The sequence below is a fragment of the Pseudomonas sp. PDM05 genome, from assembly GCF_014851685.1.
GTDB lineage: Bacteria > Pseudomonadota > Gammaproteobacteria > Pseudomonadales > Pseudomonadaceae > Aquipseudomonas.
In genome coordinates, this window is record NZ_JACVAC010000018.1 from 13,430 (window position 1) to 38,444 (window position 25,015).

Here is a 25,015-nt window from a genome sequence, read left to right on the forward strand (position 1 = left end):
TTTGTTGGGCAGGGGGTGTGTGCGCAAACGAAGAATCTTCAGGACTTCATTCTGCAAATGAATGAGATGACGTGAATATGACAAAAAACCGCCAACGAAGAATTTCATTTTCCGACGGTTTTCCTAACTAATTCTTCACGGAGTCGGCCCCATCCGGCATGAAAGAATCGTCACGTTCGCAGGGATGAAAACGCCGTTTCGCACATCACACACATAAAAAAATGTTCAGGGGCCGTCATTAATGAAAATTTCTACACTGGCGTTATCCATCACCGCCGCCGTTCTTGCACAACAGGCTTGCGCAGATGATTTCGGGCTCGGTTCGCTGGGCACCGGCAACGGACACAGCGGTTTCCTTGAGGACAGCCATGCGTCCGTGAGTTCGCGGACCATGTACTACAGCGCCGATAACCGTTCGGGGACCAACAACGATCTGCGCGAAGCCGCCACCGCGCTGCGCTTTGACTACAAGTCCGGTTTCACCCAGGGCACTGTGGGTGTCGGTTTCGACGTGATGGCCTTTGGCGCCCTGCGCCTGGACGGTGGCGATGGCCATACGGCGGGCGCAGGCCTGGCGGGCAATGGCAACAGTTTCTTCCCGACCAAAAACAACGGCACCGAACCCGCCGATGCGTTTGGACGCGCGGCAGGCAATGTGAAGTTCCGCATTTCCCAGACCGAGTTGCATGTCGGTGGCGGCCTGGCGCCGGTGTTGCCGATCCTGGTGTCCAACGATAGCCGTGTGGCCCCGCAAACCTTTGACGGCGGCATCCTCACCTCCAGCGATATTCCCAACGTCACCTTCACCGGCGGTGAACTGAACCGCGTCGAAGGCCGTGCCTCGAGCAATTCCACAGGTTTGAGCGTGGCGGGTGGCCAGCGCGACAGCGACAGCTTCAAGTTCGGTGGGGTGGACTACAAGCCGTTTGGTTCCTCCGACAACGTCATCGCGAAAAACCTGACGTTGCAGTACTACTACGCCCAACTCCAAGACTTCTACAAACAGAACTACTTCGGCCTGGTCCACGTATTGCCGCTGGGCAATGACCAATCGTTCAAGACCGACCTGCGCTACTTCGACAGCAGCAGTGACGGCAAGAACGGCCAGAGTGGCTACCAGTTCAACAACAACGGTGGTTACGCCAAGCACGCCAACGAAGTGGACAACAAAACCTACAGTGCGGCCTTCACCTACCAACTGGGCGGCAGCAGCCTGATGCTTGGCCATATTGGCGTGGGCGACGACGGCGGCTTTGTGTGGGTGAACCAGGGCAGCCTGGCCGACCCGCATGCGCAGGGTGCTGGCGGCAGCGATTTCTACCTGTTCACCGACGCCGTGGTCGGCCAGTTCTCCCGTGCGGGCGAGCAGGTCAACTTTGGCCAGTACTCGTATGACTTCAAGGCCTACGTGCCCGGCCTGAAGGCTTCCGTGGCTTACCTGGATGGCCGGGACATCAAGTCCAAGGTGGCTGGTGGTCCTGACCAGAAAGAAAACGAAGCCGACTTCCGTCTGGACTACGTTGTGCAGGCCGGTCCTCTGAAAGGTTTCGGGACGACTTTGCGGACCGGCACCTACCACGGCAAGAACACAGGCACTGCCGATCAGGATCAAACCCGCCTGATCTTCAACTACACCTACGCGATCTTCTAAACCTTCATGTGCATACGGGTGTGGATGGGTCCTACACTGCTCCCTACCTTGTAGGCGCCGGAGGACTGCATGACGGCCACGCCCGTAACCCGAATAACCGACACCACCGAAGGCCAGCGCCTGGCGACTCAGGACGCCGAGCGCTGGCGCGAGTGGGGCCCGTATTTAAGCGAGCGCCAGTGGGGCACGGTACGCGAGGACTACAGCGTCGACGGCGACGCCTGGGCGTATTTCCCACACGAACATGCGCGCAGCCGTGCCTACCGTTGGGGCGAGGATGGCCTGGCCGGTTTCAGCGACAACGCGCAACGCTGGTGCCTGGGCCTGGCGCTGTGGAACGAGCACGACGCGATCATCAAGGAACGTCTGTTCGGCCTGAACAACGCCGAGGGCAACCACGGCGAAGACGTCAAGGAACTGTACTTTTTCGTCGATGGCGTGCCGAGCCATGCCTACATGCGCATGCTGTATAAATACCCGCACGCGGCCTTTCCCTACGCCGACTTGATCGCCGAGAACGCCCGCCGTGGGCTGGGCGATGCCGAATACGAAATCCTCGACACCGGGGTGTTTGAAGACAACCGTTACTGCGATGTCAGCGTCGAATACGCCAAGCATCAGCCCGACGATATTATCATGCGCGTCACCGTGCACAACCGTTCGGATCAGCCGACACGCTTGCAGGTATTGCCCCAGGTGTGGGCGCGCAACGACTGGAGCTGGACCTTTGATGCGCCAGTGCCGCGCCTGGTGCTCGACGGCGAACAGGTGCTGGCGCGTCATCATGAGCTGCCGGATCGTTACCTCAGTGCCTGGGGCCAGGATGGGGTGGAGTGGTTGTTCTGTGAGAACGAGAGCAACCACCCTCGTTTGGATGGGCTACCGGCGCCGGGGCCGTTCAAGGACGGGATCAACGATTATGTGGTGGGCGGCGTCCAATCGGCGATCCGGCGGGACAGCGGCACCAAGGTCGCTGCGCGGTTCGTCCTCGAATTGGCAGGCTTGCAAAGCACAACCCTCTACCTGCGTTTTGCGCCGGTGGCCGCGCCTGAGGTCAATGCGCGCAAGCTGTTTGAGCTGAGGCGCCAGGAGGCCGACGATTTCTACGCAGCCTTGCAACAGGGCATCGCGTCTGAGGATGCACGCAACGTACAGCGTCAGGCACTGGCCGGTTTGTTGTGGTCCAAGCAGCTGTATTATTTCGACGTCAACCAATGGCTCGACGGCGACCCCGCCCAGCCCGCGCCGCCGGCCGAGCGGTTGCATATCCGCAACAGCCATTGGCGGCACCTGTCCAACTTCGACATCCTGTCCATGCCCGACACCTGGGAGTACCCCTGGTATGCCTCCTGGGACCAGGGCTTCCAGGCGGTGGCGATTGCGCTGATTGATCCGGTCTACGCCAAGAGACAATTGTTGCTGCTGGTCAAAGACCGCTTCATGCACCCCAATGGTCAGTTGCCGGCGTATGAGTGGCGCTTCGACGACGCCAACCCGCCGGTACATGCCTGGGCCAGTTGGCGCGTGTATCAGCAGGATAAGGCGCTGACCGGCGTAGGCGACATGGACTTCCTGGAGCGGATCTTCCACAAGCTGCTGTTGAATTTTTCCTGGTGGGTCAATCGCAAGGATGCCGAGGGGCGCAACCTGTTCCAGGGCGGTTTCCTCGGCTTGGACAACATTGCCTTGTTCGACCGCTCGGCCGCGCTGCCGCCGGGGTATCAGCTGGATCAGGCGGATGGCACGGCGTGGGTCGCGGCGTATGCCCTGGACTTGATGCGCATGGCTCTGGAGCTGGCCAGGCGAAATGTGGTGTACGTCGACATCGCGGTGAAGTTTTTCGAGCACTTCCTGTATATCGCTGGCGCCATCAATCGCGTGGATGAAAGCGCCGAAGGTCTGTGGGATGAGCAGGACCTGTTCTTCTACGATGTGCTGCGCCGCCCAGATGGCAACAATGAACCGGTGCGCCTGCGTTCGATAGTCGGGCTGATGCCGCTGTTTGCGGTGCTGGTGCTGGAGCAGCGCGAGCATGAAGGTCTGGAAGGGTTGCGCGAGCGTTTGTTGGGCTTTATGAAGCACCGCCCGGACCTGGCCAAATTGGTCTCGCGCTGGAACGAGCCGGGGCAGGGCAATCGCCTGTTGCTGGCATTGCTGCGCGGCGAGCGCACCAAGGATCTGCTGCGGCGCATGCTGGATGAACGTGAGTTTTTGTCGGCGTTTGGTGTGCGCTCCCTGTCCAAGGCGTTCGCCGAGCAACCGCTGGCCCTGAAGATGAATGGCAACACCCTGTGTGCCAGCTACCAGCCTGGTGAATCCGATTCGCGGTTGTACGGCGGAAATTCCAACTGGCGCGGGCCGTTGTGGATGCCGGTGAATTACATGCTGATCGAATCGCTGCGGGAATTTCATCGCTACTACGCCGACAACTTCTCCGTGGAGTACCCCACGGGCAGTGGTTATCTGGCGTCGCTTGAGGACGTGGCTGACGGGCTCAGTGAGCGGCTGACGGGGTTGTTTCTACGCGATGAAAATGGCCTGCGGCCATCGATGGCGGGGTATGCGCAGTTGCAGGCGGACCCGGCGAGTTGTGACCTGGTGTTGTTCCATGAGTATTTCCATGGAGAGACAGGGCGCGGCCTGGGGGCATCGCATCAGACGGGGTGGAGTGCGTTGGTGGCGTTGTTGCTGCAACCGAAAGCCTAAGGTCTGTGGTGGAGCAAAATGTGGGAGCGGGCTTGCTCGCGAATGCGGACTATCAGTTGATCGATCTGTGACTGATACACCGCATTCGCGAGCAAGCCCGCTCCCACACAAGCCAGCCCCCACAGGGATTCAGGGTTGCCCGTGAATCAGGAAGGGAACAGCTCGCTCAACTTCATTGCCAGCATCATGTCGCCTTCGGTGCGCAGCTTGCCACCCATGAAGGCCTGCATGCCGTCGGTGGAACCGTCAACGATGCCTTCCAGGGTTTCGCTGTCCATGACCAGCGTTACTTGTGCGTCTGGGTTTTCGCCTTCCTGCAGTTCGCAGGTCTTGTCTTTGACGATCAGCGAGAAGTTCTTGGTGTCGTCGATGCGGAAACCGAATACCAGGTCCAGGCCGTCAGCGGCGCTTGGGTTGAATTTGGCTTTCATTGCTTCTACAGCTTTGGCTACGTCAGTCATGGTTTCGATCCTTTTATGGTGAGTCCAGTGACCTTGGGGTCACGGTTGGCCGCAGCTCATCGGAAGGTGATGAGTTGCGGCGCCTTCAACAGTTGCAAGTGGGAGTGGCTGTTGAAGGAAGCCAGGGCCACCTCGCGACCGCGGAATTTCAGCTGGTTGAGCGAGGTGTTAACAATTTGCCAGTTCAGTTCGAAGGCCTGGGCAGCGGGCATCCGGGTAATCAGGTGGAGCAGGGCGGTGATGGTGCCGCCGGAGGTGAACACGGCGATTTTCTGCGCGTTGTCCGCCGCTTCAAGAATGCGTTGCAGGCCCGCCTGGACCCGCTCGACAAACCCCAGCCAGCTTTCCAGGCCCGGCGGATCATAGGTGCCGGCCAGCCAGCGCTCGATGATCAGGGCGAAGATGCGCTGGAATTCGCTGCGGTTCTGCGCGGCATTGCGCAGGATTTCCAGGGCTTCGGGTTCGGTAGTGAGCAGGTCGGGGAGCAGGGCGCGGATGATCGCATCGGCGTCGAACTCGTTGAAGGCGCTGTCTACCTCCAAGGCCGGCACCGGCAGGCCGAGGGCGCTGTATTGATCGAACGCGGCGCTGGCGGTGTGCTGCTGGCGACGCAGGTCGCCGGCGATGCAGCGGTCGAACGTCAGGCCCAGTTCGGCCAGGTGGCGCCCGAGCACTTGCGCTTGTTCCACGCCAACGGGCGACAGGACGTCATAGTCGTCTGCACCGAAGGAGGCTTGGCCATGTCGAATCAGATAGATGCTGCCCACGTCCGTTTTCCCGGTACGTTGAAAGTCTGGCGAGGTTATGGGGATGCCTGCGAGCTGTCAATGGAAAAACATACGCTTGTTTTAAAAGCTCGTTGGAACGCTCCGTTGCTGGCGGTTTGATCACTGGCTCGAACGCGGTGCCGCCGGTATGCTTGGGCAATCCGCGCCTGGCGCACTGCACTTGTAAGGAGAAACATGGATTTCCTGGCCGAATACGCGAGCTTTCTGGCGAAGACCGTCACCCTGGTGGTCGCTATTCTGGTGGTACTGATCAGCTTCGCGGCATTGCGCAGCAAAGGTCGTCGCAAGTCCGCCGGCCAATTGCAGGTCAGCAAACTCAATGATTTCTACAAGGGCCTGCGTGAGCGCCTGGAATCAACCCTGCTCGACAAGGACCAGCTCAAGGCCCTGCGCAAGTCCGAAAGCAAAGCCGAAAGCAAAGCCGAAAAGAAGAACAGCAAGAAAAAGCCCGAGGCCAAGCCACGGGTGTTCGTGCTGGATTTCGACGGCGACATCAAGGCCTCGGCCACCGAGAGCCTGCGCCATGAAATCACCGCGTTGCTCAGCCTCGCCACGCCTAAGGACGAAGTGGTCCTGCGCCTGGAAAGCGGCGGCGGCATGGTGCACAGCTACGGCCTGGCCTCGTCGCAACTGGCGCGGATCCGCCAGGCGGGCGTGCCGTTGACCGTGTGCATCGACAAGGTTGCGGCCAGCGGCGGCTACATGATGGCGTGCATCGGCGAGAAAATTATCAGCGCCCCGTTTGCCATTCTCGGTTCGATTGGCGTGGTGGCGCAGTTGCCCAACGTCAACCGCCTGCTGAAAAAACACGACATCGACTTTGAAGTGCTGACCGCCGGCGAGTACAAGCGCACCCTCACGGTGTTTGGCGAAAACACCGAGAAGGGCCGCGAGAAGTTCCAGGAAGACCTGGACATCACCCATCAATTGTTCAAGAACTTCGTGTCGCGCTATCGCCCACAGTTGGCGATTGATGAAGTTGCGACCGGAGAGGTGTGGCTGGGTGTTGCAGCGCTGGACAAGCAACTGGTCGATGAGCTGCAAACCAGCGACGAATACCTGGCGACCAAGGCCAAGACCGACGAGGTGTTCCACCTGCACTATGCCGAGCGCAAGAGTTTGCAGGAGCGTGTCGGCCTGGCGGCCAGCGGTTCCGTGGACCGGGTGCTGCTGACCTGGTGGAGCCGTCTGACCCAGCAGCGGTTCTGGTAACCCGATCCCTCGGATCCAGGTGATCCCTTGTGGGAGCGGGCTTGTGTGGGAGCGGGCTTGCTCGCGAAGGCGGTGTACCAGTCACCGGATTTAGCGACTGACACTCCTCATTCGCGAGCAAGCCCGCTCCCACACACACCCGCTCCCATATTGATCGGGTGTCGCATCAACATGCCCACCACCAGCGCCCCTAGCAACCCCAATAATCCTGCGACCCCCAACACCCCGCCGAACCCACCGACAAACGCCTGCCGGGCCAACGGTTGCACACTGGCGCGTGCTGGCTCCGGTAACAGCGCCATCGCCGCCGGCATATCGCCCGCCACCACTCGCGACGCTATGCCGGCCACCTGCGCCTGCCACTGGCCACCGATGCTCGCGCTCAACAACTGCTCGCTCTGACTATTGAGCAGCGCGCCATATACCCCAATGGCCAGCATGATCGCGCTGAAACGCATGGTGGTACTCATCCCCGAGGCCATCCCGGCGCGGTCGCGCGGCACGCAGGCCATGATGTTTTTCTGGGTGTCGCCATTGAGCAAACCCGCGCCGGCGCCAGTGATGGCAATCGCCAGGGCGAAGGGCAGGTAGCCCCCCACATTCACTGCCCAGGCGCTGAGCAGGTTGCCGCAGCCCACCAGGGTCAAACCGATTGCCATCATGGTCGCAGGCGCAAAGCGTCCGGCCAGGCGTGCGCCGATGCGTGGGCACACCAGCATAGTCAGGGCAAATGGCAGCATGCCCAGGCCCGAAGTGATTGCGGAGAAACCCAAGCCGTTCTGCAGGTAGAACGGCAGTAATGTCATCATCACCTGGGCACAACCGGCGTAGGCAAACATCCCCAGCAACGCGCCGATAAAGCGCGGATGGCGAAACAGTTGCAAGTCCACCATCGGTCGCTGTTGCAAGCGTTCGACCAGCACAAACACGCCCAACAGCACTGCACCACCCAGCAGGCGTGCATAGGTCAGCGGGCTGTCCCAACCTATGCGGTTCGCTTCGATCAGTCCCCAGATCAGGCACAACAGGCTGGCACTGAAGGCCAGGCTGCCCCACGGATCGAGCCGGGCGGATTGAGTATCGCGGGATTCCGGGATCGCGCGCAGCACCAGAGCCATCAGCGCCAGGCCCACGGGCAGGTTGAGGTAGAAAATCCAGCGCCAGCCCAGGTACTCGGTGATCAAGCCGCCCAGGGTCGGCGCGGCGGTCATCGCCACTCCCATGCACGCCCCCCAGAACGCCCAGGCCTTGGCGCGCTCCACTTCATCGTGGAAGGTATGGCCGATGGACGCCAGGGCCGCGGTCAGCAACAGCGCGGCGCCGACGCCTTTGACTGCACGTGCGACATCCAGCAGCAACGCGGTCGGGGCGGCGCCACAGCCTAGGGAGGCGAGGATAAAAATACCCAGGCCCCAGACCAGCGAGCGTTTGCGCCCGAAACGGTCGGCAAGGCTGCCGGCCGGCAACAGCAGCGCGGCAAAGGCGAGCATGTAGGCGCTGACCACCCATTCGATGTCGGCGAAGTTGGCCCCAAGGTCGCGGGCGATACTCGGCAGGCTCACGGCGACGATATTGGTGTCGAGCACAATCAGCGAGCAGACGCCGGAAGCGGTCAACAGGGTCAGGCGCGGGCTGACCGGGTTCATGATCCGATTACCTTGCAGGCAATGAGTGGTTTGAAGTGGATATGCATCGCAAAGGCTCTGTGCTGTTAGGATGGTCCCAGCTTATCGCCAGCACTTGGCGCCTTTGTTAGGCGCCAGGTACAACTTCATTACCTTTGAGCTAACCCTGCGATGGACATCCGCCATTTCCGCTATTTCCTGGCCGTTGCCCGGCACTGCAACTTCACCCGCGCCGCCGAGCAACTGGGGATCGCGCCGCCGACCTTGAGTCGGCAGATCCAGGACATGGAAACCGCTCTGGGTACGCGCTTGTTTATCCGTCAACAGCGTGAGGTCAGCCTGACCGAAGCGGGCACGGCCCTGATGCCGGAAGCCGAGGCTACCGTGCGCCAATTCGAGCTCGCTCAGCGTAAGGCCCAGCGAGCCGGGCGTGGTGAAATCGGCCATATCGAGTTGGGCTATGTGGCGTCCGCGGTGTATAGCGGGCTGTTGCAACGGCAGATGCAGGCGTTCGGCCAGGCATTTGCCGATGTCAGTGTGAATGTGCGCGAGTGCGCCATGGCTACGTTGCCGGGTGCGGTGGCGGATGGGCGCTATGACATCGGCTACGTTCGTTCGCCCATGACCCTGCCCGATGGCGTAGAAGCGGTGCGCCTGGACAGTGAAGGTTTTGTCCTCGCGCTGCCCCAGGATTCCTGGCTACTGGGCCTGAAGGCCATCGGTTGTGAACACCTGCAAAATGAAACCTTCATCTTGCCCGAGCAGATCAGCGGCACGCTGCATGTCGCGACCCAGGGCGGTTTTGCGCCACGCCTGGGCCCGCAGCCAGGTGGTTTGGTCGCGGTGTTGGCGCTGGTTTCTCTGGGCCAAGGGGTGGCGGTGGTGCCGTCGTCGGTGGTGGGGCATGTGGCCTTGCCGAACGTGGTCTACCGGCCGATTCAAGGCAGTGAGGCGTCGTCGTGGTTGTCGCTGATCCACCGGCGCTTCGAAAAGGCTCCCGCCGTGGCGCGGTTTATCCAGTTGGCCAAGGCGGCCGGCCGGACATGATTACAGATCTTGTAATAGTTTTGCGCTGTAGGAAATTTGCTTTGCGGTTGTACGATTCAAGTCCTTTTCTTGTCGCAGGACTTGCATGAACACCCTCTCGGAGCCCCCCAGTCGTCTTTCCCCAAGACATCCGCTGCCGCCGTTTCCGCTCAAGCACCCCGTATTTCGACTGCTAGTCTTGTCCCGGTCCACTGACCGCGCATTGCCGTGTCCGGCATTCTGATAATCGAACAAAGAGACTCTATAAATGGAATGGTTAGCGGATCCAACGGCCTGGCTCGGCCTGTTGACTTTGATTGTGCTGGAACTGGTGCTGGGTATCGACAACCTGGTGTTTATCGCCATCCTGGCAGACAAACTGCCGCCGGAGCAGCGTGATCGTGCGCGGTTGATCGGTTTGTCTCTGGCGTTGCTGATGCGCCTGGGCTTGCTGGCGAGTATTTCGTGGTTGGTGACGCTTACCCAGCCGTTGTTCGAAGTGTTCGACAAGAGCTTCTCCGGTCGCGACCTGATCATGCTGTTTGGTGGTGTGTTCCTGTTGTTCAAGGCCACCATGGAATTGCATGAGCGCCTCGAAGGCCATGTGGCCCAGCGTACGGGCAATGTGGCCTACGCGATGTTCTGGCCGATCGTGGCGCAGATCGTGGTGCTCGACGCGGTGTTCTCCCTCGATGCGGTGATCACCGCCGTGGGCATGGTCGATGAGTTGGCGGTGATGATGATCGCGGTGATCATTTCCATCGGCCTGATGATCGTCGCGAGCAAGCCGTTGACCCGCTTCGTCAACGCGCACCCGACGGTGATCATGCTCTGCCTGGGCTTCTTGATGATGATCGGTTTCGCCCTGACCGCCGAAGGCCTGGGCTTCCATATTCCCAAGGGCTACTTGTATGCGGCCATCGGTTTTTCGATCCTGATCGAAGTGTTCAACCAGATTGCCCGTGCCCGCCGCAAGAAGTCGGCGCAAGGTGTGCTGCCGGTGCGTGAGCGCACCGCCCATGCGGTAATGCGTTTGCTGGGCGGTCGCAGCCTGGCGGTGGAAGAGGTCGGTGAAGAGGTGGCCGACTTGCTTGGTGAGCCCGATACCGCCCAGGGCCCGCTGTTTGATCGCCGCGAGCGCGTGATGATCAGCGGTGTGCTGCAATTGGCCGAGCGGCCGATTCGTACGCTGATGACGCCGCGCGCCAAGGTTGATTACATCGATCTGGCGGACGATGCAGAGACGATTCGCCTGAAACTGATGCATTCGTCCTACTCGCGTCTGCCATTGATCCGCAACGGCGCGGTGGATGAACCGCTGGGTTTTGTGCACAAGAAGGAACTGCTCAAAGAATACCTGGCCGGCAACCAGCCGAACCTGGAACACCTGGCACGCCGGGCGATCAACCTGCTGGAGAGCTTTTCGATCCTCAATGCCCTGGAGCAGATGCGCCAGGAGTCCACCCACATCGCCTTCGTGATCAACGAGTTCGGTGACTTCATGGGCGTGTTGAGCATGACCGACATCCTTGAATCCATCGCCGGTGAATTGCCGGATGCCAGCGAAATCGAAGGGCCGGATATTGTCGAGGAGGGCGCCGGGTTCCGTGCCAATGGCGCAATGAACCTGAACCAACTGCGCCAGCGCACCGGCTTTCAGGCGGTGGCGACCGAGGATTACCAGACCCTCGCCGGCCTGGTGATGAGCCTGCTGGACCGCTTGCCAATGGTCGGCGACAGCCTGGCGTACGAAGGCTGGCGCCTGACCGTGGCCGCGGTCGAAGAGCGACGGGTCACTCAGGTGACGATGGTGCGTGAACCGTAAAGCAGCCCTTGCCTGCGTGTTTTGACACATACAGCGCCCGGTCGGCCCTGAACGGCACCGGGTTGAGGATGTCGCCATCCTCTACCCGGATTCGGCGGAGACTGCCGTCGGGGCGTGCAAGGACTAGCGGGCGTAGCGGGCGAACGTGTCTTCAACGAATTGGTCTTGATCTTCTGGGGCGCCTAAACCCTTGAATGCCTCTTTCAACTCTCCATTGAGGTAGATCAACCAGGTCGGGGTGCCCTTTACCTCCGGGTGGCGAGGAGTGTTTTCACAGTCAAGCACCATGCTCACGATCTCGGGGTAGTTGGCGGCAATCCTTTCAAACAGCGGCACGGCCTGAGAACAAGCGGGGCAGCGGACTGAAACAAACAGCAAAAATACTGGGCGTGAGCTGCTCAGTACCTGTTGGTAGTCCTCGGCATTGGCAATCGTCGCGGTGGCAAGTCCCATGACAGTCTTCCTCTTGCGCAGCGGTAGTTGTCGCCAACGCTAAATCGAGGATTGAACAGCGTCTACTGTCAACCTTCACAGGTCCCGCTCACGCTCCAAGCGTTCGCGGGCCTTGCGCGCCTGGCTCGCGCATTTCTTGTATTCCAGGTTGTCCCGCGAGGCCTTGGCCTGGCGATAGCCGTGGTGGTTCTGGCTGGTGTAGTTGGTGCTCAAGGTGTCCTTGAGCTTGCGCAGTTCTTCCTTGCAGTCGCGGCGATCGTTGCTGGCGCAGGCGCTGCCGGCCACCAGCAAGGAAAGCAAAACCAGCGTAAGACGAAACTTCATCAGGGCACGGTCCTTATAGGCGGGCATGTGCAAAGGCTAGCCGAGCATGGGGATTTTTCCACGGTGCGCGCGCACCGCAACGGTGCGTGGTAACGCTGTTTTGGCGCGCCCGACTGGGGCCTGTCACCGCAGTGTGTGGCCTGGGGTAGCACGGTGGGCGCAGATGCTGGCGTATCGCCGTATTGCCCGCGACGATTTATCTGGCTGATTTATAAAGAATTTATTCCCCGCATATTTTTCTATTTCAGCGTGTGGCACACTTTCTGCTGTCTATTCCGTTGTTACATACCAAGTTCCGGTATAGCGGAATACACAACTCCTGGAGTGCTTGTCATGCATCACCGACCTTCCGTATTCAAAGCGTGTGTTTTTCTCTTCGCCGCCTCGGCGTCCCTCGCAAGCCAAGTGCAGGCGGCGGACAGCAAGCTCGATGATGTGCTCAAGCGTGGGCACTTGATCGTGGGTACAGGCAGTACCAATGCGCCGTGGCACTTCCAGGGAGCGGATGGCAAGTTGCAGGGGTTTGATATCGACATCGGCCGCATCGTGGCCAAGGGGTTGTTCAACGACCCGAGCAAAGTCGAATTTGTGGTGCAGTCGTCCGACGCACGAATTCCCAACCTGCTGACCAACAAGGTCGACATGAGTTGCCAGTTCATCACCGTCACCGCCAGCCGCGCTCAGCAGGTCGCGTTTACCCTGCCGTACTACCGCGAAGGCGTCGGCCTGCTATTGCCGAACAACAGCAAGTACAAAGAGATTGAAGACCTGCAAGCCGCTGGCGACGGCGTCACCGTGGCGGTGCTGCAAAACGTCTACGCCGAAGAGTTGGTGCATCAGGCCCTGCCAAAAGCCAAGGTCGACCAATACGACAGCGTCGACCTGATGTACCAGGCCGTGAACTCCGGCCGCGCCGATGCCGCCGCCACCGACCAGTCCTCGGTCAAATACCTGATGGTGCAGAACCCTGGCCGCTATCGCAGCCCGACCTACGCCTGGAGCCCGCAGACCTACGCGTGCGCGGTCAAGCGTGGCGACCAGGACTGGCTGAACTTCGTCAACACCGCCCTGCATGAAGCCATGACCGGTGTCGAGTTCCCCACCTACCAAGCCTCGTTCAAGCAGTGGTTCGGCGTCGATCTGCCATCGCCGGCGATTGGTTTTCCTGTCGAGTTCAAGTGATTCGTGACAACCGGGGCGCCGCGAACGGCGCCCCTATTAGGTATTGCCGACCATGAACTATCAGTTGAACTTTGCCGCCGTGTGGCGCGATTTCGACACTTTGCTGGCGGGGCTCGGCCTGGGCCTGGAGCTGGCGCTGCTGTCGATCGCCATCGGTTGCGTGATCGGCCTGCTGATGGCGTTTGCCATGCTGTCCAAGCACCGCGCGTTGCGAATCTTCGCCTCGGTGTACGTGACGGTGGTGCGCAACACGCCGATCCTGGTGCTGATCCTGTTGATCTACTTTGCGCTGCCATCGTTGGGCATCCGCCTCGATAAAATCCCGTCCTTCATCATCACGCTGTCGTTGTACGCCGGTGCCTACCTGACCGAAGTATTCCGTGCCGGGCTGTTGAATATTCCCAAGGGGTTGCGTGAAGCCGGCCTGGCCATTGGCCTGGGCGAATGGCGCATCCGGGCCTACATCACCGTGCCAGTGATGCTGCGCAACGTGCTGCCGGCGCTGTCGAACAACTTTATTTCGCTGTTCAAGGACACCTCGCTGGCCGCTGCCATTGCGGTGCCGGAGCTGACCTATTACGCCCGCAAGATCAACGTCGAAAGCTACCGGGTGATTGAAACCTGGCTGGTCACGACGGCGCTCTACGTGGCTGCCTGTTACCTCATTGCCATGCTGCTCCGTTACTTGGAACAGCGTTTGGCGATCCGTCGTTAAGGAGGGTTCCCATGTACGAGTCCCCCAGCTGGTTGCATGAGTTGTGGATCGCCCGGGATACCCTGTGGGCGGGCTTTCAAGCCAGCGTGTATGTGTCGGCGCTGGCGATTATCTTCGGCACCCTGATCGGCATCGTCGCCGGGTTGATCCTGACCTACGGCAAGTTCTGGATGCGGGCGCCGTTTCGCCTGTATGTGGATCTGATCCGTGGCACGCCGGTGTTTGTGCTGGTGCTCGCGTGTTTCTACATGCTGCCGGCGCTCGGTTGGCAAATCAGCGCGTTCCAGGCCGGTGCGGTCGGGTTGACACTGTTTTGCGGTTCTCACGTCTCGGAGATCGTGCGCGGCGCGCTGCAAGCCATCCCCCGTGGGCAACTGGAGGCGGGCAAGGCGATTGGTCTGACATTCCAACAGTCCCTGGCCTACGTGCTGCTGCCACAGGCACTGCGGCAGATCCTGCCGACCTGGGTCAATTCCTCCACGGAAATCGTCAAGGCCTCGACTCTGCTTTCGGTCATCGGCGTGGCCGAGCTGCTGTTGAGTACCCAGCAAGTCATCGCGCGTACCTTCATGACCCTGGAGTTCTATCTGTTCGCCGGGTTTCTGTTTTTTGTCATCAACTACGCCATCGAGTTATTCGGGCGCTACATTGAAAAGCGGGTGGCCTTGCCATGAACCAACCTCAAACAGAGCAAGCACTGCTCAACATTCGCGGCCTGCGTAAACAGTACGGCGACGTGGAAGTACTCAAGGGCGTCGACCTGAGCATGCAGCGCGGCAACGTGGTCACGTTGATCGGCTCCAGCGGCTCGGGCAAGACCACGCTGCTGCGCTGTGTCAACCTGCTGGAAGAGTTCCAGGGCGGGCAGATCACGCTTGACGGCGAGTCCATCGGCTACAGCGAAATCGCCGGCAAGCGCGTGCGTCACCCTGAACGCGTGATCTCCCAGCACCGCGCAATGACCGGCATGGCGTTCCAGCAGTTCAACCTGTTCCCCCATTTGACCGCGTTGCAAAACGTCACCCTCGGCCTGCTCAAGGTCAAGAAGATGGGCAAGGACGAAGCCGTGGCATTGGCGGAAAAATGGCTCGACCGCGTAGGCTTGTTGGAGCGGCGCAACCATTTCCCCGGCCAGCTTTCCGGCGGCCAGCAACAGCGCGTGGCGATTGCCCGGGCGATTGCGATGAACCCCAGCCTGATGCTGTTCGATGAAGTCACCTCGGCCCTCGACCCGGAACTGGTGGGCGAAGTGCTCAGCGTGATCAAGGGCCTGGCGGAAGAGGGCATGACCATGTTGCTGGTCACCCACGAAATGCGCTTCGCCTATGAAGTGTCCGACAAGATCGTTTTCATGAACCAGGGCCGCATTGAAGAGCAGGGCTCGTCGAAGGACATCTTCGAGCGCCCGCAATCGTCGCGCCTGGCGGAATTTCTCAAGAACATTCGTTTTTAATCAGGAGGCTATTTTTATGAGCATTACTCGTTACGGCACCGGCAGCACTGCCGGCGGCGGCCAGCCACGTCCTTTCGCCCGTGCGGTGGAAGCGGACGGCTGGCTCTACGTCTCGGGCCAAGTGCCAGCGGTGGACGGTGAAATCATCAACGGTGGCATCGTCGAGCAAACCCGGCAGACCATGCGCAATGTGGTGGCGATCCTCGAAGAAGCCGGTTACGAACTCAAAGACGTGGTCCGCGTTGGCGTATGGCTGGAAGACCCACGGGACTTCTGGAGTTTCAACAAGGTGTTCGGCGAATACTTCACCCCGGAACACGCACCGGCGCGCGCCTGTGTGCAGGCCAATATGATGGTCGATTGCAAGGTGGAGATCGATTGCGTGGCCTACAAGAAAAAAGGCTAAATGCAGCGATCTGAAGACCCCCGCAGCGCCAATGTGGGAGCTGGCTTGCCTGAGATGACGGAGTGTCAGGCAACCCATGCCTGACTGACCCACCGCTTTCGCGGGCAAGCCCGCTCCCACAGGGGTTCACTGTGCAGCATTACTACTATGACCGGACCGAAAACTGCCATGACCGAAGACACCATCAAACGCCGCGCCAAAGGCCTGGACCGGGCGTTCGATATTCTCGATTTCCTCAAGGAAATCGGCCAGCCCCTGCGCCCGAATGATATTGCCAGCGGCATCGGCAGCCCCAAGTCCACGGTCTACGAACTGGTCGCCTCGCTGCTGGAACGACGCATTCTGGAGACGGTAGGCAAAGACGGTCACGTCTACCTTGGTCGCCAGCTGTATTTTCTCGGCCAGGCGCACCTGCGCCACTTCGACCTGACCCGCGAGGCCGACCACGCCTTGCAGGACATCGTCAGCCAGACCCACGAAACCGCGCAGATGTGCCTGCTCAACGGGCGCAAATACACGGTGGCGCTGATGCGCGAGGGCGAGCGGCATTTCCGTATTTCTTCGGACATCGGCGAAAACGCGCCGATCCCCTGGACGGCCTCCGGGCGCCTGCTGCTGGGGCACCTGAGCGACCAGCAGATCATCGACCTGATCGACCAGGACGATTTCATCCTGCCGGACGGTGAGCGCTTGCCGCTGGAGACCTTCCTGGCACAGATCCGCCAGGCCACCCTCGATGGCTTCTTTTCCTTCGACAGCGTGGCCGACACCTTTACCCACTGTTTTGCCGCCCCGGTGCGGGACGCGCAAGGCATCAGCATTGCGACCCTGTGCATCGTCGCCCCACGGGCCGATGCGCAGAAAAACTACAACGACTATCGCCGGGTGTTGATCGACAGCGCCAACAGCCTGGCCCGTCGCATCAACGAATAGGAGCATTTCATGTCTGCCATCAATGCCGTTGAAAAAGGCGCCGCCGCCGTCGGTGCCCATCTGGTCCGTGACGTCAGCCTGCCGGCCCTGGTGCTGCACCGCGACGCCCTGGAACACAACATCCGCTGGATGCAAACGTTCGTCAGCAACAGTGGCGCCGAGCTGGCGCCCCATGGCAAGACCAGCATGATGCCGGCGCTGTTCCAGCGCCAGATCGCCGCCGGTGCCTGGGGCATTACCCTGGCCAACGCTGTGCAGACCCGTGCCGCCTACGCCGGTGGCGTTCGCCGCGTATTGATGGCCAACCAACTGGTGGGGGCGCCGAACATGGCGTTGATCGCCGACCTGTTGGCGGACAAGGATTTCGATTTCCACTGCATGGTCGATCATCCAGACAACGTCGCCGACCTCGGGCTGTTCTTTGCCGCCCGTGGCCTGCGCCTCAATGTGATGATCGAATACGGCGTGGTCGGCGGCCGTTGCGGCTGCCGCAGTGAGCAGCAAGTGCGCGACCTGGCCAAGGCGATCCAGGCCCAGCCGGCCCTGGCGCTGACCGGTATCGAAGGTTATGAAGGGGTGATCCACGGCGAGCACGCTATCAGCGGTATCCGCGACTTTGCCGCGAGCCTGGTGCGCCTGGCGGTGGATTTGCAGAACAACGGTTCTTTCGACCTGGCCAAGCCGATCATCAGCGCATCGGGGTCGGCCTGGTACGACCTGATCGCCGAGTCGTTCGAAACACAAAACGCCGCCGGCCGCTTCCTCAGCGTGCTGCGTCCCGGCAGTTATGTGGCCCACGACCACGGTATCTACAAAGACGCGCAATGCTGCGTACTCGAGCGTCGCAGCGACCTCAACGAAGGCCTGCGCCCGGCGCTGGAAGTCTGGGCCCACGTGCAATCGCTGCCCGAGCCGGGCTTCGCGGTGGTTGCCCTGGGCAAGCGCGACGTGGCCTACGACGCCGGGTTGCCGGTGCCGCTCAAGCGCTACAAGGCCGGGATCGTGCCCGCCGAAGGCGAGGATGTGAGCGGGTGCAAGGTCACGGCGGTGATGGACCAGCATGCGTTCATGAGCGTGGCGCCGGGGGTTGAGTTGCGTATTGGTGACATTATTTCGTTCGGTACTTCGCACCCGTGCCTGACGTTTGACAAGTGGCAGGTGGGTTGCCTGGTGGATGAGCAGTTGCAGGTGGTCGAGAGCTTGCATACCTGTTTCTAGACCGAGTCGTTCCCTTCGCGAGCAAGCCCGCTCCCACAGTTGACGGTATTCACAAATAGAAATCTGTGAACCCAATCCAATGTGTGTGGGCTTGCTGGCGAAGAGGCCATCAGCCACACCCGAGACCCCATCATGACTGCTCACCCCCACATCGCCCTCATCGGCGAATGCATGATCGAACTGCAACACCGCGCCGATGGCAGCCTGCACCAGAGCTTCGGCGGCGACACCCTCAACACGGCGGTGTACCTGCGCCGCGAGCTGGGCAGCCTGGGCCGCGTCGATTACGTCACCGCCCTGGGCGATGACAGCTTCAGCGACGCCATGTGCCAGCAATGGCGCGACGAAGGCCTCGGCCTGGACATGGTCCAGCGCCTGCCGGGACGTTTGCCGGGGTTGTACTGCATCCAGACCGACGCCAGCGGCGAGCGCAAATTTCTTTACTGGCGCAACGAAGCCGCCGTGCGCGACTGCTTCACCACGCCTGCCGCCGCGCCGATCCTGGCGGCCTTGCCGGGCTACGACGTGGTGTATTTCAGCGGCATTACCCTGGCGGTGCTCGGCGAAGTCGGCCGCGAGCGCTTGCTGCAAGCCCTGGTCGAAACCCGCCGGCGCGGGGGCAAGGTGGTGTTTGACAACAACTACCGGCCGCGTTTGTGGGCCGGCGTCGAAGCGGCGCGTGTGGCCTATCACAAGGTATTGGCCGAGGTGGATATGGCCTTGCTGACCGAAGATGACGAGCGCGGGTTGTTTGGTTATGCCAGCAGTGAGCAGGTGTTCGCGGCGTATCCGGGGATTGACGAAGTGGTGCTCAAGCGTGGCGCGCAGGAATGCCTGATCCGTTTCAAGGGCGAGCACTTTGCCGTGCCGGCTGTGGAGGTCGGGAAGGTGGTGGATACGACGGCGGCAGGGGATTCGTTCAGTGCGGCGTATCTGGCCAGTCGCTTGAAGGGCGGTTCGCCGGAGCAAGCGGCGGTGGCGGGGCATGGGTTGGCGAGTCGGGTGATTCAGGTGCCGGGGGCGTTGATCCCTCGGTGAATGGCCGCCTGCGGCGGATCGCGGGCAAGCCCGGCTCCCACATTCGAGCGCATTCCTTCAAACAAAACGCGGCCGCCTGTGGGAGCTGGCTTGCCTGCGATAGCGGCCTCAAGCCAACCCTCAATCCCGGTAAAACACCTGCACCAGGTGATACCCAAACTTGCTCTTGACCGGCCCATGCACCACCCGCAGCGGCTTCTTGAAGATCACCGCATCAATCGCCCCGACCATCTGCCCCGGCCGGATCTCGCCCAAATCCCCACCGCGCTTGCCCGATGGGCAGGTGGAGTACTTCTTGGCCAGCACGTCAAAGGCTTCGCCCTTGGCAATGCGCTGTTTGAGTTGTTCGGCTTCTTCGCTGGTTTTCACCAGGATATGACGGGCTTGGGCTTTCATTGATCTCTACCAGGTACGTGCAACGGCGCGCGATTATGCCTGAACTCACTCGACGACGCTGATCATGCTGCGGATTTTCGTGGCCAGCAGGTCGATGGAAAACGGCTTGGCCACCATGTCCATGCCGTCCTCCAGGAAGCCTTGGCGCTCGGCGGCCTTTTCCGCGTAACCGGTCATGAACAACACGCGCAGGCCCGGGCGGTGCTGGCGGGCGATCTCGGCCAGTTGCCGGCCGTTCATGCCCGGCAGGCCGACGTCGGTGACCAGCAGGTCCACGCGCAGATCCGATTCCAGCAGCGGCAAGGCGGTGCGTGCATCCGCCGCCTGATGCGCGGTGTAGCCCAATTCGCCGAGCACATTGACCACCAGCATGCGCACCGCCGCGTCATCTTCGACCACCACCACGGCTTCACCCGCCAGGGCCACCGGCGCTTCACCGACGCTGGCCGGCAGGCTGCTTTCCAGCGCGGTGCCATGCAGGCGCGGCAGGTACAGACGCACGCAGGTGCCCTGGCCCGGTTCACTGTGGATGGTCACGTGCCCGCCGGACTGCTGGGCAAAGCCGTAGATCATCGACAGCCCAAGGCCGGTGCCCTGGCCGATGGGTTTGGTGGTGAAGAACGGGTCGAACGCCTTGGCGAGGATTTTCGGCGCCATGCCGGAGCCGTTGTCGCATACGCCGAGCATCACGTAGTCACCGGCTTTGACTGGTTCCAGGGTGGTGATGTCGGTGCCGTCGAGGTAGCTGTTGGCGGTTTCGATCAGCAGTTCACCGCCGTCGGGCATGGCGTCGCGGGCGTTGATCACCAGGTTGAGCAGAGCGTTTTCCAGCTGGCTGGCGTCGGTGTTCACCGGCCAGATGTCGTGGCCCAATTGCACCTTGAGGTTGATATGGGCGCCCTTGGTGCGGCGGAACAACTCTTCGAGTGACGCCACCAACTGGTTCGGGTCGAGCGGACGGCGGTCCAGGGATTGGCGCCGTGAGAAGGCCAGCAAACGGTGGGTGAGGGCGGCGGCGCGATGGGCGGAGGACACGGCGGCATCGGTAAAACGGCCGATGTCTTCACTGCGCCCGGCGGCGATGTAACGCTGCATCAGGTCCAGGCTGCCGATGATGCCGGTGAGCATATTGTTGAAATCGTGGGCAATGCCGCCCGTGAGCTGGCCGACCGCTTCCATCTTTTGCGCATGGCGCAGCGCATCTTCGGCGCGCTCGCGTTCGAACATTTCGTTTTGCAGGCGCTGGTTGGCCTCGGCCAATGCCTGGGTGCGCTGGGCCACGCGCTCTTCGAGGTTTTCGTTGAGGTGGCGCAGGGCTTCCTCGGTGAGTTTGCGTTCGGTCTCGTCGATCACAAAGATGTAGAAGCCGTTCACCGAGCCGTCGTTGCTGAAGCGCGGCAGGTACTTCATCAGCGCATGGCGCGGGCGCCCGTCGCGGTGTGGAGTGATGGTCAGGAAACTGCATGCCTTGCCGTTGAGCGCGGCGTTGATCTGGTCCTGGCGCCCGGCATACACCTCGTCGCCGAGCACTTCGCGGATGGTCTTGCCGTACAGCTCCTGGGGCGTCATGCCGTACCAGTCCAGGTACGCGCTGTTGTTCAGGCGAAAGCGTTGCTCGTGGTCGACATAGCCGATCAGCACCGGCATGGCGTTGATGATCAACTGCAGCTCGGTCTGGCTTTGGCGCAGGGCCTGTTCGGTGTGCTTGCGTTCGGTGAGGTCCAGGGCGGCGCCGAGAAAGCGCGCCGGGCGGCCCTGATGGTCCTTGTAGCAACGCCCGCGGGCGAACACCCAGCGCACGGTGCCGTCGGCTTGTTGCAGGCGGTATTCCTCGGCGTACTCGGTGCCGAAGGTGATGCAGTGCTTGATGCTGCGCGTCACCATGCCACGGTCTTCGGGATGCACGCCGTGCAGGTAGTCGCTGATCGGCAGCAGCTCGGCTGTATCCGGGTCGACGCCGTGCAGGTAGGCGAAGTGGGCGTCGGCAATAAAGCGGTCTTCGGCGATGTCCCAATCCCAGGTGCCGACGGCGTCCGTCGCTGCCAGCGCCAGTTGCAGGCGTTGCTCGGTGTTGTGCTGGGCCTTGCGGCGCTCGTTGGTTTCGATGGCGGTGACCAGGATGCCGGCCACGCTGCCACTTTCATCGCGGATCGGGCTGTAGGTCAGGTCCAGCCAGATTTCCATGTCGCGGTTGTTGCGTTGCAGGACGAAGGGCTGCTCGCTGAACGTGCGCACCTGGCCGCTGAGCACCGCGTCGTAGATCGGTGCGGTAAAGCTGTGCAATTCCGGCCAGGTCTGGTGCGCCGGCTGGCCGAGCGCCTGTGGGTGCTTGTTGCCTGCCAGGGCGGCGAAGCCGTCGTTGTACAGTTGGGTCAGTTGGCTGCCCCACAGCAGGAGCATCGGCATCGGCGAGTGGACGACAATATCCACCGCCGTACGCAGGCTTTGCGGCCAGTTTTTGGCTTCACCGAGAGGGCTTTGCGCCCAGTCCAGCCGTGCGATCAATGCGCCGGCTTCGCTGACGGTGGATGTTCCATTCATGAAAAAGCCCTGAGCGTAACGCTTTGAAATATGACAAACGCCGATTATCCCGTGACAAGGGAACGGCTGACTACCCCTCGAAAAATAGCATGCATTGGGGGGTTGTCTTCAAATGAGTGGGTCAGGGCTGAAACCTTTCATCTTTCAAGCCAGCTCAGGCCGGTCGCGAAACTGCTCCAAGGCCTCGGGATTGGCCAGCGCATCGGTGTTTTTCACCGGCTCGCCGTGTACCACATTGCGCACTGCCAATTCGACGATCTTGCCGCTGATGGTGCGCGGGATGTCGGTGACGGCGAGGATCTTTGCCGGTACATGGCGTGGCGTGGTGTTGGCGCGGATGACGTGGCGGATCTGCTGCTCCAGCGCCTCATCCAGGGCGATGCCGTCGCCCAGGCGCACAAACAGCACCACCCGTACGTCATCCTGCCAACGTTGGCCGATGGCCAGGCTTTCCATGACTTGCGGGACTTTTTCCACCTGGCGATAGATCTCCGCCGTGCCGATTCGCACGCCGCCGGGGTTGAGCACGGCGTCGGAGCGCCCGTGGATCAGCAGGCTGCCGTTCGGGCGTTGCTCGGCGTAGTCGCCCTGGGCCCAGACGCCAGGGAACTGGCTGAAATACGAGGCGCGCAGCTTCGTCTGGTGCGGATCGTTCCACAAGCCGATGGGCATCGCCGGGAAGTGCCGGGTGCAGACCAACTCGCCTTTTTCACCGATCAACGGCTGGCCGCGGTCGTTCCACACTTCAATGGCCATCGCCAGGCTCTTGCACTGCATCTCGCCACGGCGCACCGGCAGCACCGGGTTGCCGATCACAAAGCAGGACACAATATCGGTGCCGCCAGACATGGACGACAGGCACAGCTCGCCCTTGATCTCGCGGTACACATAGTCGTAGCTCTGCGGCGAGAGGGGCGAGCCGGTGGAGATCAAGCCTTTGAGGCTGCGCAAATCGTGACTCAAGCGCGGTTGCAGACCGGCCTTTTCCAGGGTGGCGAGAAACTTGGGGCTGGTGCCGAACACGCTGATCTTTTCGGCATCGATCAAGTCGAGCAAGCGCTCGGGCCCAGGGTGGAACGGCGAACCGTCATACAGCACCGCTGTGGCGCCGATGGCCAGTACCGACACCAGCCAGTTCCACATCATCCAGCCGCAGGTGGTGTAGTAGAACAGGCAATCCTCACGGCACAGATCGGCATGCAGGCCGTGTTCCTTGAGGTGCGTGAGCAGCACGCCGCCGGTGCCGTGGATGATGCACTTGGGCACCCCGGTGGTGCCGCTGGAATAGAGGATGTACAGCGGATGATCGAACGGCACCGCGACGAATTGCGGATCGCCGCCGGGTCGGTAGAAGTCGTCCCACAGGGCCACGTTGGCCCCGCTCCGGTAGTCCTCGACCCGCGCCTGGGGCTTGGCGTACGGCACCACGATCAGTTGCTCCAGGGACGGCAGGCGTTCGAGGATTTCATTGAGCTTGGCGCTTTGATCGATATCTTTGCCCGCATAGCGATAACCGGCGCAGGTGATCAGCACCTTGGGTTCGATCTGGCCGAAACGGTCGATCACGCCCTGGGTGCCGAAATCCGGCGATGAGCATGACCAGATCGCACCAAGGCTGGTGGTGGCAAGCATGCCCACCAGGGTTTGCCAGGTATTGGGCATGCACGCGGCGACGCGGTCGCCCTGGGTCACGCCGATGGCCCGCAGGCTTGTTTGCAGGCCCGCGACGTGTGCGGCCAGTTCGGCGTAGGTCAACTGCTCGCGCTGGCCGTCTTCGCTGATGGCGACCACGGCGGGGTGATCGTCGCGGCGGCGCAGCAGGTGCTCGGCAAAATTCAGGGTGGCGCCGGGGAACCATTGGGCGCTGGGCATGGCGCTTTGTTCAATCAGTACGGCACTGGGCGGGCTGCGAAACTGCACGTCGAAAAAGCTGACGATGGCCTGCCAGAAGTCGGGGCGCTGGTCGATGCTCCACTGGTGCAGGGCGGGGTAGTCGTTGAGTTGCACGTTGTAGTGGCTGTTGATGTAGCGGCGGAACTGGTCCATGCGCGTATTGGCGATGCGTTCCGGGGAGGGTTGCCAGAGGATGTCGGACATTGCGAGATCTCTTGTTCTTGTTTGAGTCTGCCAGGCAACACAGGCCCAATGTGGGAGCGGGCTTGCTCGCGAAGGCGGAGTATCAGTCACAGATGCTTGGGCTGAACCACCGCCTTCGCGAGCAAGCCCGCTCCCACACAAGCCCTTGCCTACATTTGTATCTCCAGTGTTGTCCAGGTTTGCGTTTATTGGGCCAACCAGCCGCCATCGATGTTCCACGCCGCGCCACGCACTTGGCTGCCGGCTTCGCTGCACAGGAACAGCACCAACTCACCCAACTGCGGCGGCGTCACAAATTCCAGCGACGGCTGCTTCTCCGCCAGCAAATCATGCTGCGCTTGCTGCGGGTCCACGCCCGTGGCGATGCGATCATCAATCTGCTTCTGCACCAGCGGCGTCAATACCCAGCCCGGGCAGATGGCATTGCACGTCACGTTACTGGTCGCGGTTTCCAGGCCCACCACCTTGGTCAGGCCGATCACGCCGTGCTTGGCCGCCACATAGGCCGCCTTGCCCACCGAACCGACCTGGCCGTGTACCGAGGCGATGTTGACGATGCGCCCCCAGCCCTTGGCTTTCATGCCCGGCAGGCTCAAGCGGGTGCTGTGGAACACCGACGACAGGTTGATGGCGATGATCGAATCCCAGCGCTCGGTGGGGAAGTCTTCCACCGCCGCCACATGCTGGATGCCGGCGTTGTTGACCAGGATGTCGACGCCGCCGAACTCGCGCTCGGCGTAGGCGAGCATGTCGGCGATCTGCGCCGGGTCGCTGACGTCGGCCGGGTGATGCCCGACCTTGCCGCCGAACGCCTGCACCTGGGCGATCACCGCGCTGGCGTCGCCGAAGCCGTTGAGGATCAGGTTGGCGCCGGCTTTGGCCAGGCTCAATGCGATGCCCAGGCCTATGCCGCTGGTGGAACCGGTGACCAGGGCGGTCTTGCCGTTCAATGTCGTCATGGAAAC

General features: G+C 61.5%; 22 protein-coding genes. 13 read left to right on the forward strand and 9 right to left on the reverse strand.

Annotated features, from left to right (window positions below; translation table 11 throughout):
- Positions 1-241 precede the first annotated feature (241 nt).
- A complete protein-coding gene (locus IB241_RS24780; protein WP_192300813.1) occupies positions 242-1,651 on the forward strand; it encodes an OprD family outer membrane porin in 1,410 nt (469 codons plus the stop codon).
- A gap of 69 nt (positions 1,652-1,720) precedes the next feature.
- Positions 1,721-4,357, forward strand: a complete 2,637-nt coding sequence (locus IB241_RS24785) for an MGH1-like glycoside hydrolase domain-containing protein (protein ID WP_192300814.1) — start codon at positions 1,721-1,723, stop codon at positions 4,355-4,357.
- Positions 4,358-4,503: 146 nt separating this feature from the next.
- Here the strand turns inward: IB241_RS24785 and IB241_RS24790 are convergent, their stop codons facing one another.
- Both IB241_RS24790 and IB241_RS24795 read right to left on the reverse strand, forming a co-directional pair.
- Entirely contained in the window at positions 4,504-4,818 is a 315-nt protein-coding gene (locus IB241_RS24790; RefSeq protein WP_192300815.1) for an SCP2 sterol-binding domain-containing protein, read from the reverse strand.
- A gap of 56 nt (positions 4,819-4,874) precedes the next feature.
- Positions 4,875-5,585 (reverse strand): histidine phosphatase family protein, encoded by a 711-nt coding sequence (locus IB241_RS24795; protein ID WP_192300816.1) that lies wholly within the window; start codon positions 5,583-5,585, stop codon positions 4,875-4,877.
- Positions 5,586-5,780: 195 nt separating this feature from the next.
- On the opposite strand from IB241_RS24795, the gene sohB reads away from it, so the two are divergent.
- Positions 5,781-6,818, forward strand: a complete 1,038-nt coding sequence (gene sohB / locus IB241_RS24800; RefSeq protein WP_192300817.1) for a protease SohB — start codon at positions 5,781-5,783, stop codon at positions 6,816-6,818.
- A 107-nt stretch (positions 6,819-6,925) separates the two neighbouring features.
- Here the strand turns inward: sohB and IB241_RS24805 are convergent, their stop codons facing one another.
- On the reverse strand, positions 6,926-8,464 hold the full coding sequence (locus tag IB241_RS24805) for an MFS transporter (RefSeq protein WP_192300818.1): 1,539 nt from the start codon (positions 8,462-8,464) through the stop codon (positions 6,926-6,928).
- Between the two features lie 150 nt (positions 8,465-8,614).
- Between IB241_RS24805 and IB241_RS24810 the strand changes: the two genes are divergently transcribed.
- Both IB241_RS24810 and IB241_RS24815 read left to right on the forward strand, forming a co-directional pair.
- On the forward strand, positions 8,615-9,490 hold the full coding sequence (locus IB241_RS24810) for a LysR family transcriptional regulator (protein ID WP_192300819.1): 876 nt from the start codon (positions 8,615-8,617) through the stop codon (positions 9,488-9,490).
- Between the two features lie 247 nt (positions 9,491-9,737).
- Positions 9,738-11,294, forward strand: coding sequence for a TerC family protein (locus IB241_RS24815; protein ID WP_192300820.1), 1,557 nt, complete (start codon positions 9,738-9,740; stop codon positions 11,292-11,294).
- Between the two features lie 123 nt (positions 11,295-11,417).
- Here the strand turns inward: IB241_RS24815 and IB241_RS24820 are convergent, their stop codons facing one another.
- Positions 11,418-11,747, reverse strand: a complete 330-nt coding sequence (locus tag IB241_RS24820) for a thioredoxin family protein (protein ID WP_192300821.1) — start codon at positions 11,745-11,747, stop codon at positions 11,418-11,420.
- Positions 11,748-11,822: 75 nt separating this feature from the next.
- Positions 11,823-12,071: a hypothetical protein gene (locus IB241_RS24825; protein ID WP_192300822.1), complete on the reverse strand. Its 249-nt coding sequence runs from the start codon at positions 12,069-12,071 to the stop codon at positions 11,823-11,825.
- A 333-nt stretch (positions 12,072-12,404) separates the two neighbouring features.
- On the opposite strand from IB241_RS24825, the gene IB241_RS24830 reads away from it, so the two are divergent.
- The 8 genes from IB241_RS24830 to IB241_RS24865 all read left to right on the forward strand — a co-directional run bounded on the left by IB241_RS24830 (position 12,405) and on the right by IB241_RS24865 (position 19,016).
- Entirely contained in the window at positions 12,405-13,253 is an 849-nt protein-coding gene (locus IB241_RS24830; RefSeq protein WP_192300823.1) for a transporter substrate-binding domain-containing protein, read from the forward strand.
- 52 nt (positions 13,254-13,305) lie between these two features.
- Positions 13,306-13,968 (forward strand): amino acid ABC transporter permease, encoded by a 663-nt coding sequence (locus tag IB241_RS24835; protein WP_192300824.1) that lies wholly within the window; start codon positions 13,306-13,308, stop codon positions 13,966-13,968.
- 11 nt (positions 13,969-13,979) lie between these two features.
- Complete coding sequence (locus tag IB241_RS24840) at positions 13,980-14,642, forward strand: amino acid ABC transporter permease (RefSeq protein WP_017737241.1); 663 nt, start codon at positions 13,980-13,982, stop codon at positions 14,640-14,642.
- Positions 14,639-15,421, forward strand: a complete 783-nt coding sequence (locus tag IB241_RS24845; RefSeq protein WP_192300825.1) for an amino acid ABC transporter ATP-binding protein — start codon at positions 14,639-14,641, stop codon at positions 15,419-15,421. The genes IB241_RS24840 and IB241_RS24845 overlap by 4 nt, the downstream gene beginning before the upstream one ends.
- 16 nt (positions 15,422-15,437) lie before the next feature.
- Positions 15,438-15,827 (forward strand): RidA family protein, encoded by a 390-nt coding sequence (locus IB241_RS24850; protein WP_078742925.1) that lies wholly within the window; start codon positions 15,438-15,440, stop codon positions 15,825-15,827.
- A 168-nt stretch (positions 15,828-15,995) separates the two neighbouring features.
- Entirely contained in the window at positions 15,996-16,760 is a 765-nt protein-coding gene (locus IB241_RS24855; RefSeq protein ID WP_192300826.1) for an IclR family transcriptional regulator, read from the forward strand.
- A 9-nt stretch (positions 16,761-16,769) separates the two neighbouring features.
- The gene (locus IB241_RS24860) at positions 16,770-17,978 is read left to right on the forward strand and encodes an amino acid deaminase (protein WP_192300827.1); all 1,209 of its coding nucleotides are present in this window, start codon (positions 16,770-16,772) and stop codon (positions 17,976-17,978) included.
- A 132-nt stretch (positions 17,979-18,110) separates the two neighbouring features.
- A complete protein-coding gene (locus IB241_RS24865) occupies positions 18,111-19,016 on the forward strand; it encodes a sugar kinase (protein WP_192300828.1) in 906 nt (301 codons plus the stop codon).
- A 120-nt stretch (positions 19,017-19,136) separates the two neighbouring features.
- On the opposite strand, the gene IB241_RS24870 is transcribed toward IB241_RS24865, so the two are convergent.
- The 4 genes from IB241_RS24870 to IB241_RS24885 all read right to left on the reverse strand — a co-directional run bounded on the left by IB241_RS24870 (position 19,137) and on the right by IB241_RS24885 (position 25,009).
- Positions 19,137-19,412, reverse strand: a complete 276-nt coding sequence (locus IB241_RS24870; RefSeq protein ID WP_046383114.1) for a peptidylprolyl isomerase — start codon at positions 19,410-19,412, stop codon at positions 19,137-19,139.
- Between the two features lie 45 nt (positions 19,413-19,457).
- The gene (locus tag IB241_RS24875; RefSeq protein ID WP_192300829.1) at positions 19,458-21,953 is read right to left on the reverse strand and encodes a PAS domain-containing sensor histidine kinase; all 2,496 of its coding nucleotides are present in this window, start codon (positions 21,951-21,953) and stop codon (positions 19,458-19,460) included.
- Between the two features lie 144 nt (positions 21,954-22,097).
- On the reverse strand, positions 22,098-24,050 hold the full coding sequence (locus tag IB241_RS24880) for an acetoacetate--CoA ligase (protein WP_192300830.1): 1,953 nt from the start codon (positions 24,048-24,050) through the stop codon (positions 22,098-22,100).
- A gap of 185 nt (positions 24,051-24,235) precedes the next feature.
- On the reverse strand, positions 24,236-25,009 hold the full coding sequence (locus IB241_RS24885) for a 3-hydroxybutyrate dehydrogenase (RefSeq protein ID WP_192300831.1): 774 nt from the start codon (positions 25,007-25,009) through the stop codon (positions 24,236-24,238).
- Between the last annotated feature and the right edge of the window lie 6 nt (positions 25,010-25,015).

What these genes read in the sequence shown, in the direction of transcription:
- IB241_RS24860 (WP_192300827.1), top strand. Translation starts at nt 16,770, where the DNA reads ATGTCTGCCATCAATGCCGTTGAAAAAGGCGCCGCCGCCGTCGGTGCC.
- IB241_RS24845 (WP_192300825.1), top strand. Translation starts at nt 14,639, where the DNA reads ATGAACCAACCTCAAACAGAGCAAGCACTGCTCAACATTCGCGGCCTG.
- IB241_RS24875 (WP_192300829.1), bottom strand. Translation starts at nt 21,953, where the DNA reads ATGAATGGAACATCCACCGTCAGCGAAGCCGGCGCATTGATCGCACGG.
- IB241_RS24805 (WP_192300818.1), bottom strand. Translation starts at nt 8,464, where the DNA reads ATGAACCCGGTCAGCCCGCGCCTGACCCTGTTGACCGCTTCCGGCGTC.
- IB241_RS24850 (WP_078742925.1), top strand. Translation starts at nt 15,438, where the DNA reads ATGAGCATTACTCGTTACGGCACCGGCAGCACTGCCGGCGGCGGCCAG.
- IB241_RS24830 (WP_192300823.1), top strand. Translation starts at nt 12,405, where the DNA reads ATGCATCACCGACCTTCCGTATTCAAAGCGTGTGTTTTTCTCTTCGCC.
- IB241_RS24825 (WP_192300822.1), bottom strand. Translation starts at nt 12,071, where the DNA reads ATGAAGTTTCGTCTTACGCTGGTTTTGCTTTCCTTGCTGGTGGCCGGC.
- IB241_RS24865 (WP_192300828.1), top strand. Translation starts at nt 18,111, where the DNA reads ATGACTGCTCACCCCCACATCGCCCTCATCGGCGAATGCATGATCGAA.
- IB241_RS24870 (WP_046383114.1), bottom strand. Translation starts at nt 19,412, where the DNA reads ATGAAAGCCCAAGCCCGTCATATCCTGGTGAAAACCAGCGAAGAAGCC.
- IB241_RS24810 (WP_192300819.1), top strand. Translation starts at nt 8,615, where the DNA reads ATGGACATCCGCCATTTCCGCTATTTCCTGGCCGTTGCCCGGCACTGC.
- IB241_RS24840 (WP_017737241.1), top strand. Translation starts at nt 13,980, where the DNA reads ATGTACGAGTCCCCCAGCTGGTTGCATGAGTTGTGGATCGCCCGGGAT.
- sohB (WP_192300817.1), top strand. Translation starts at nt 5,781, where the DNA reads ATGGATTTCCTGGCCGAATACGCGAGCTTTCTGGCGAAGACCGTCACC.
- IB241_RS24780 (WP_192300813.1), top strand. Translation starts at nt 242, where the DNA reads ATGAAAATTTCTACACTGGCGTTATCCATCACCGCCGCCGTTCTTGCA.
- IB241_RS24880 (WP_192300830.1), bottom strand. Translation starts at nt 24,050, where the DNA reads ATGTCCGACATCCTCTGGCAACCCTCCCCGGAACGCATCGCCAATACG.
- IB241_RS24855 (WP_192300826.1), top strand. Translation starts at nt 15,996, where the DNA reads ATGACCGAAGACACCATCAAACGCCGCGCCAAAGGCCTGGACCGGGCG.
- IB241_RS24785 (WP_192300814.1), top strand. Translation starts at nt 1,721, where the DNA reads ATGACGGCCACGCCCGTAACCCGAATAACCGACACCACCGAAGGCCAG.
- IB241_RS24885 (WP_192300831.1), bottom strand. Translation starts at nt 25,009, where the DNA reads ATGACGACATTGAACGGCAAGACCGCCCTGGTCACCGGTTCCACCAGC.
- IB241_RS24835 (WP_192300824.1), top strand. Translation starts at nt 13,306, where the DNA reads ATGAACTATCAGTTGAACTTTGCCGCCGTGTGGCGCGATTTCGACACT.
- IB241_RS24815 (WP_192300820.1), top strand. Translation starts at nt 9,738, where the DNA reads ATGGAATGGTTAGCGGATCCAACGGCCTGGCTCGGCCTGTTGACTTTG.
- IB241_RS24790 (WP_192300815.1), bottom strand. Translation starts at nt 4,818, where the DNA reads ATGACTGACGTAGCCAAAGCTGTAGAAGCAATGAAAGCCAAATTCAAC.
- IB241_RS24820 (WP_192300821.1), bottom strand. Translation starts at nt 11,747, where the DNA reads ATGGGACTTGCCACCGCGACGATTGCCAATGCCGAGGACTACCAACAG.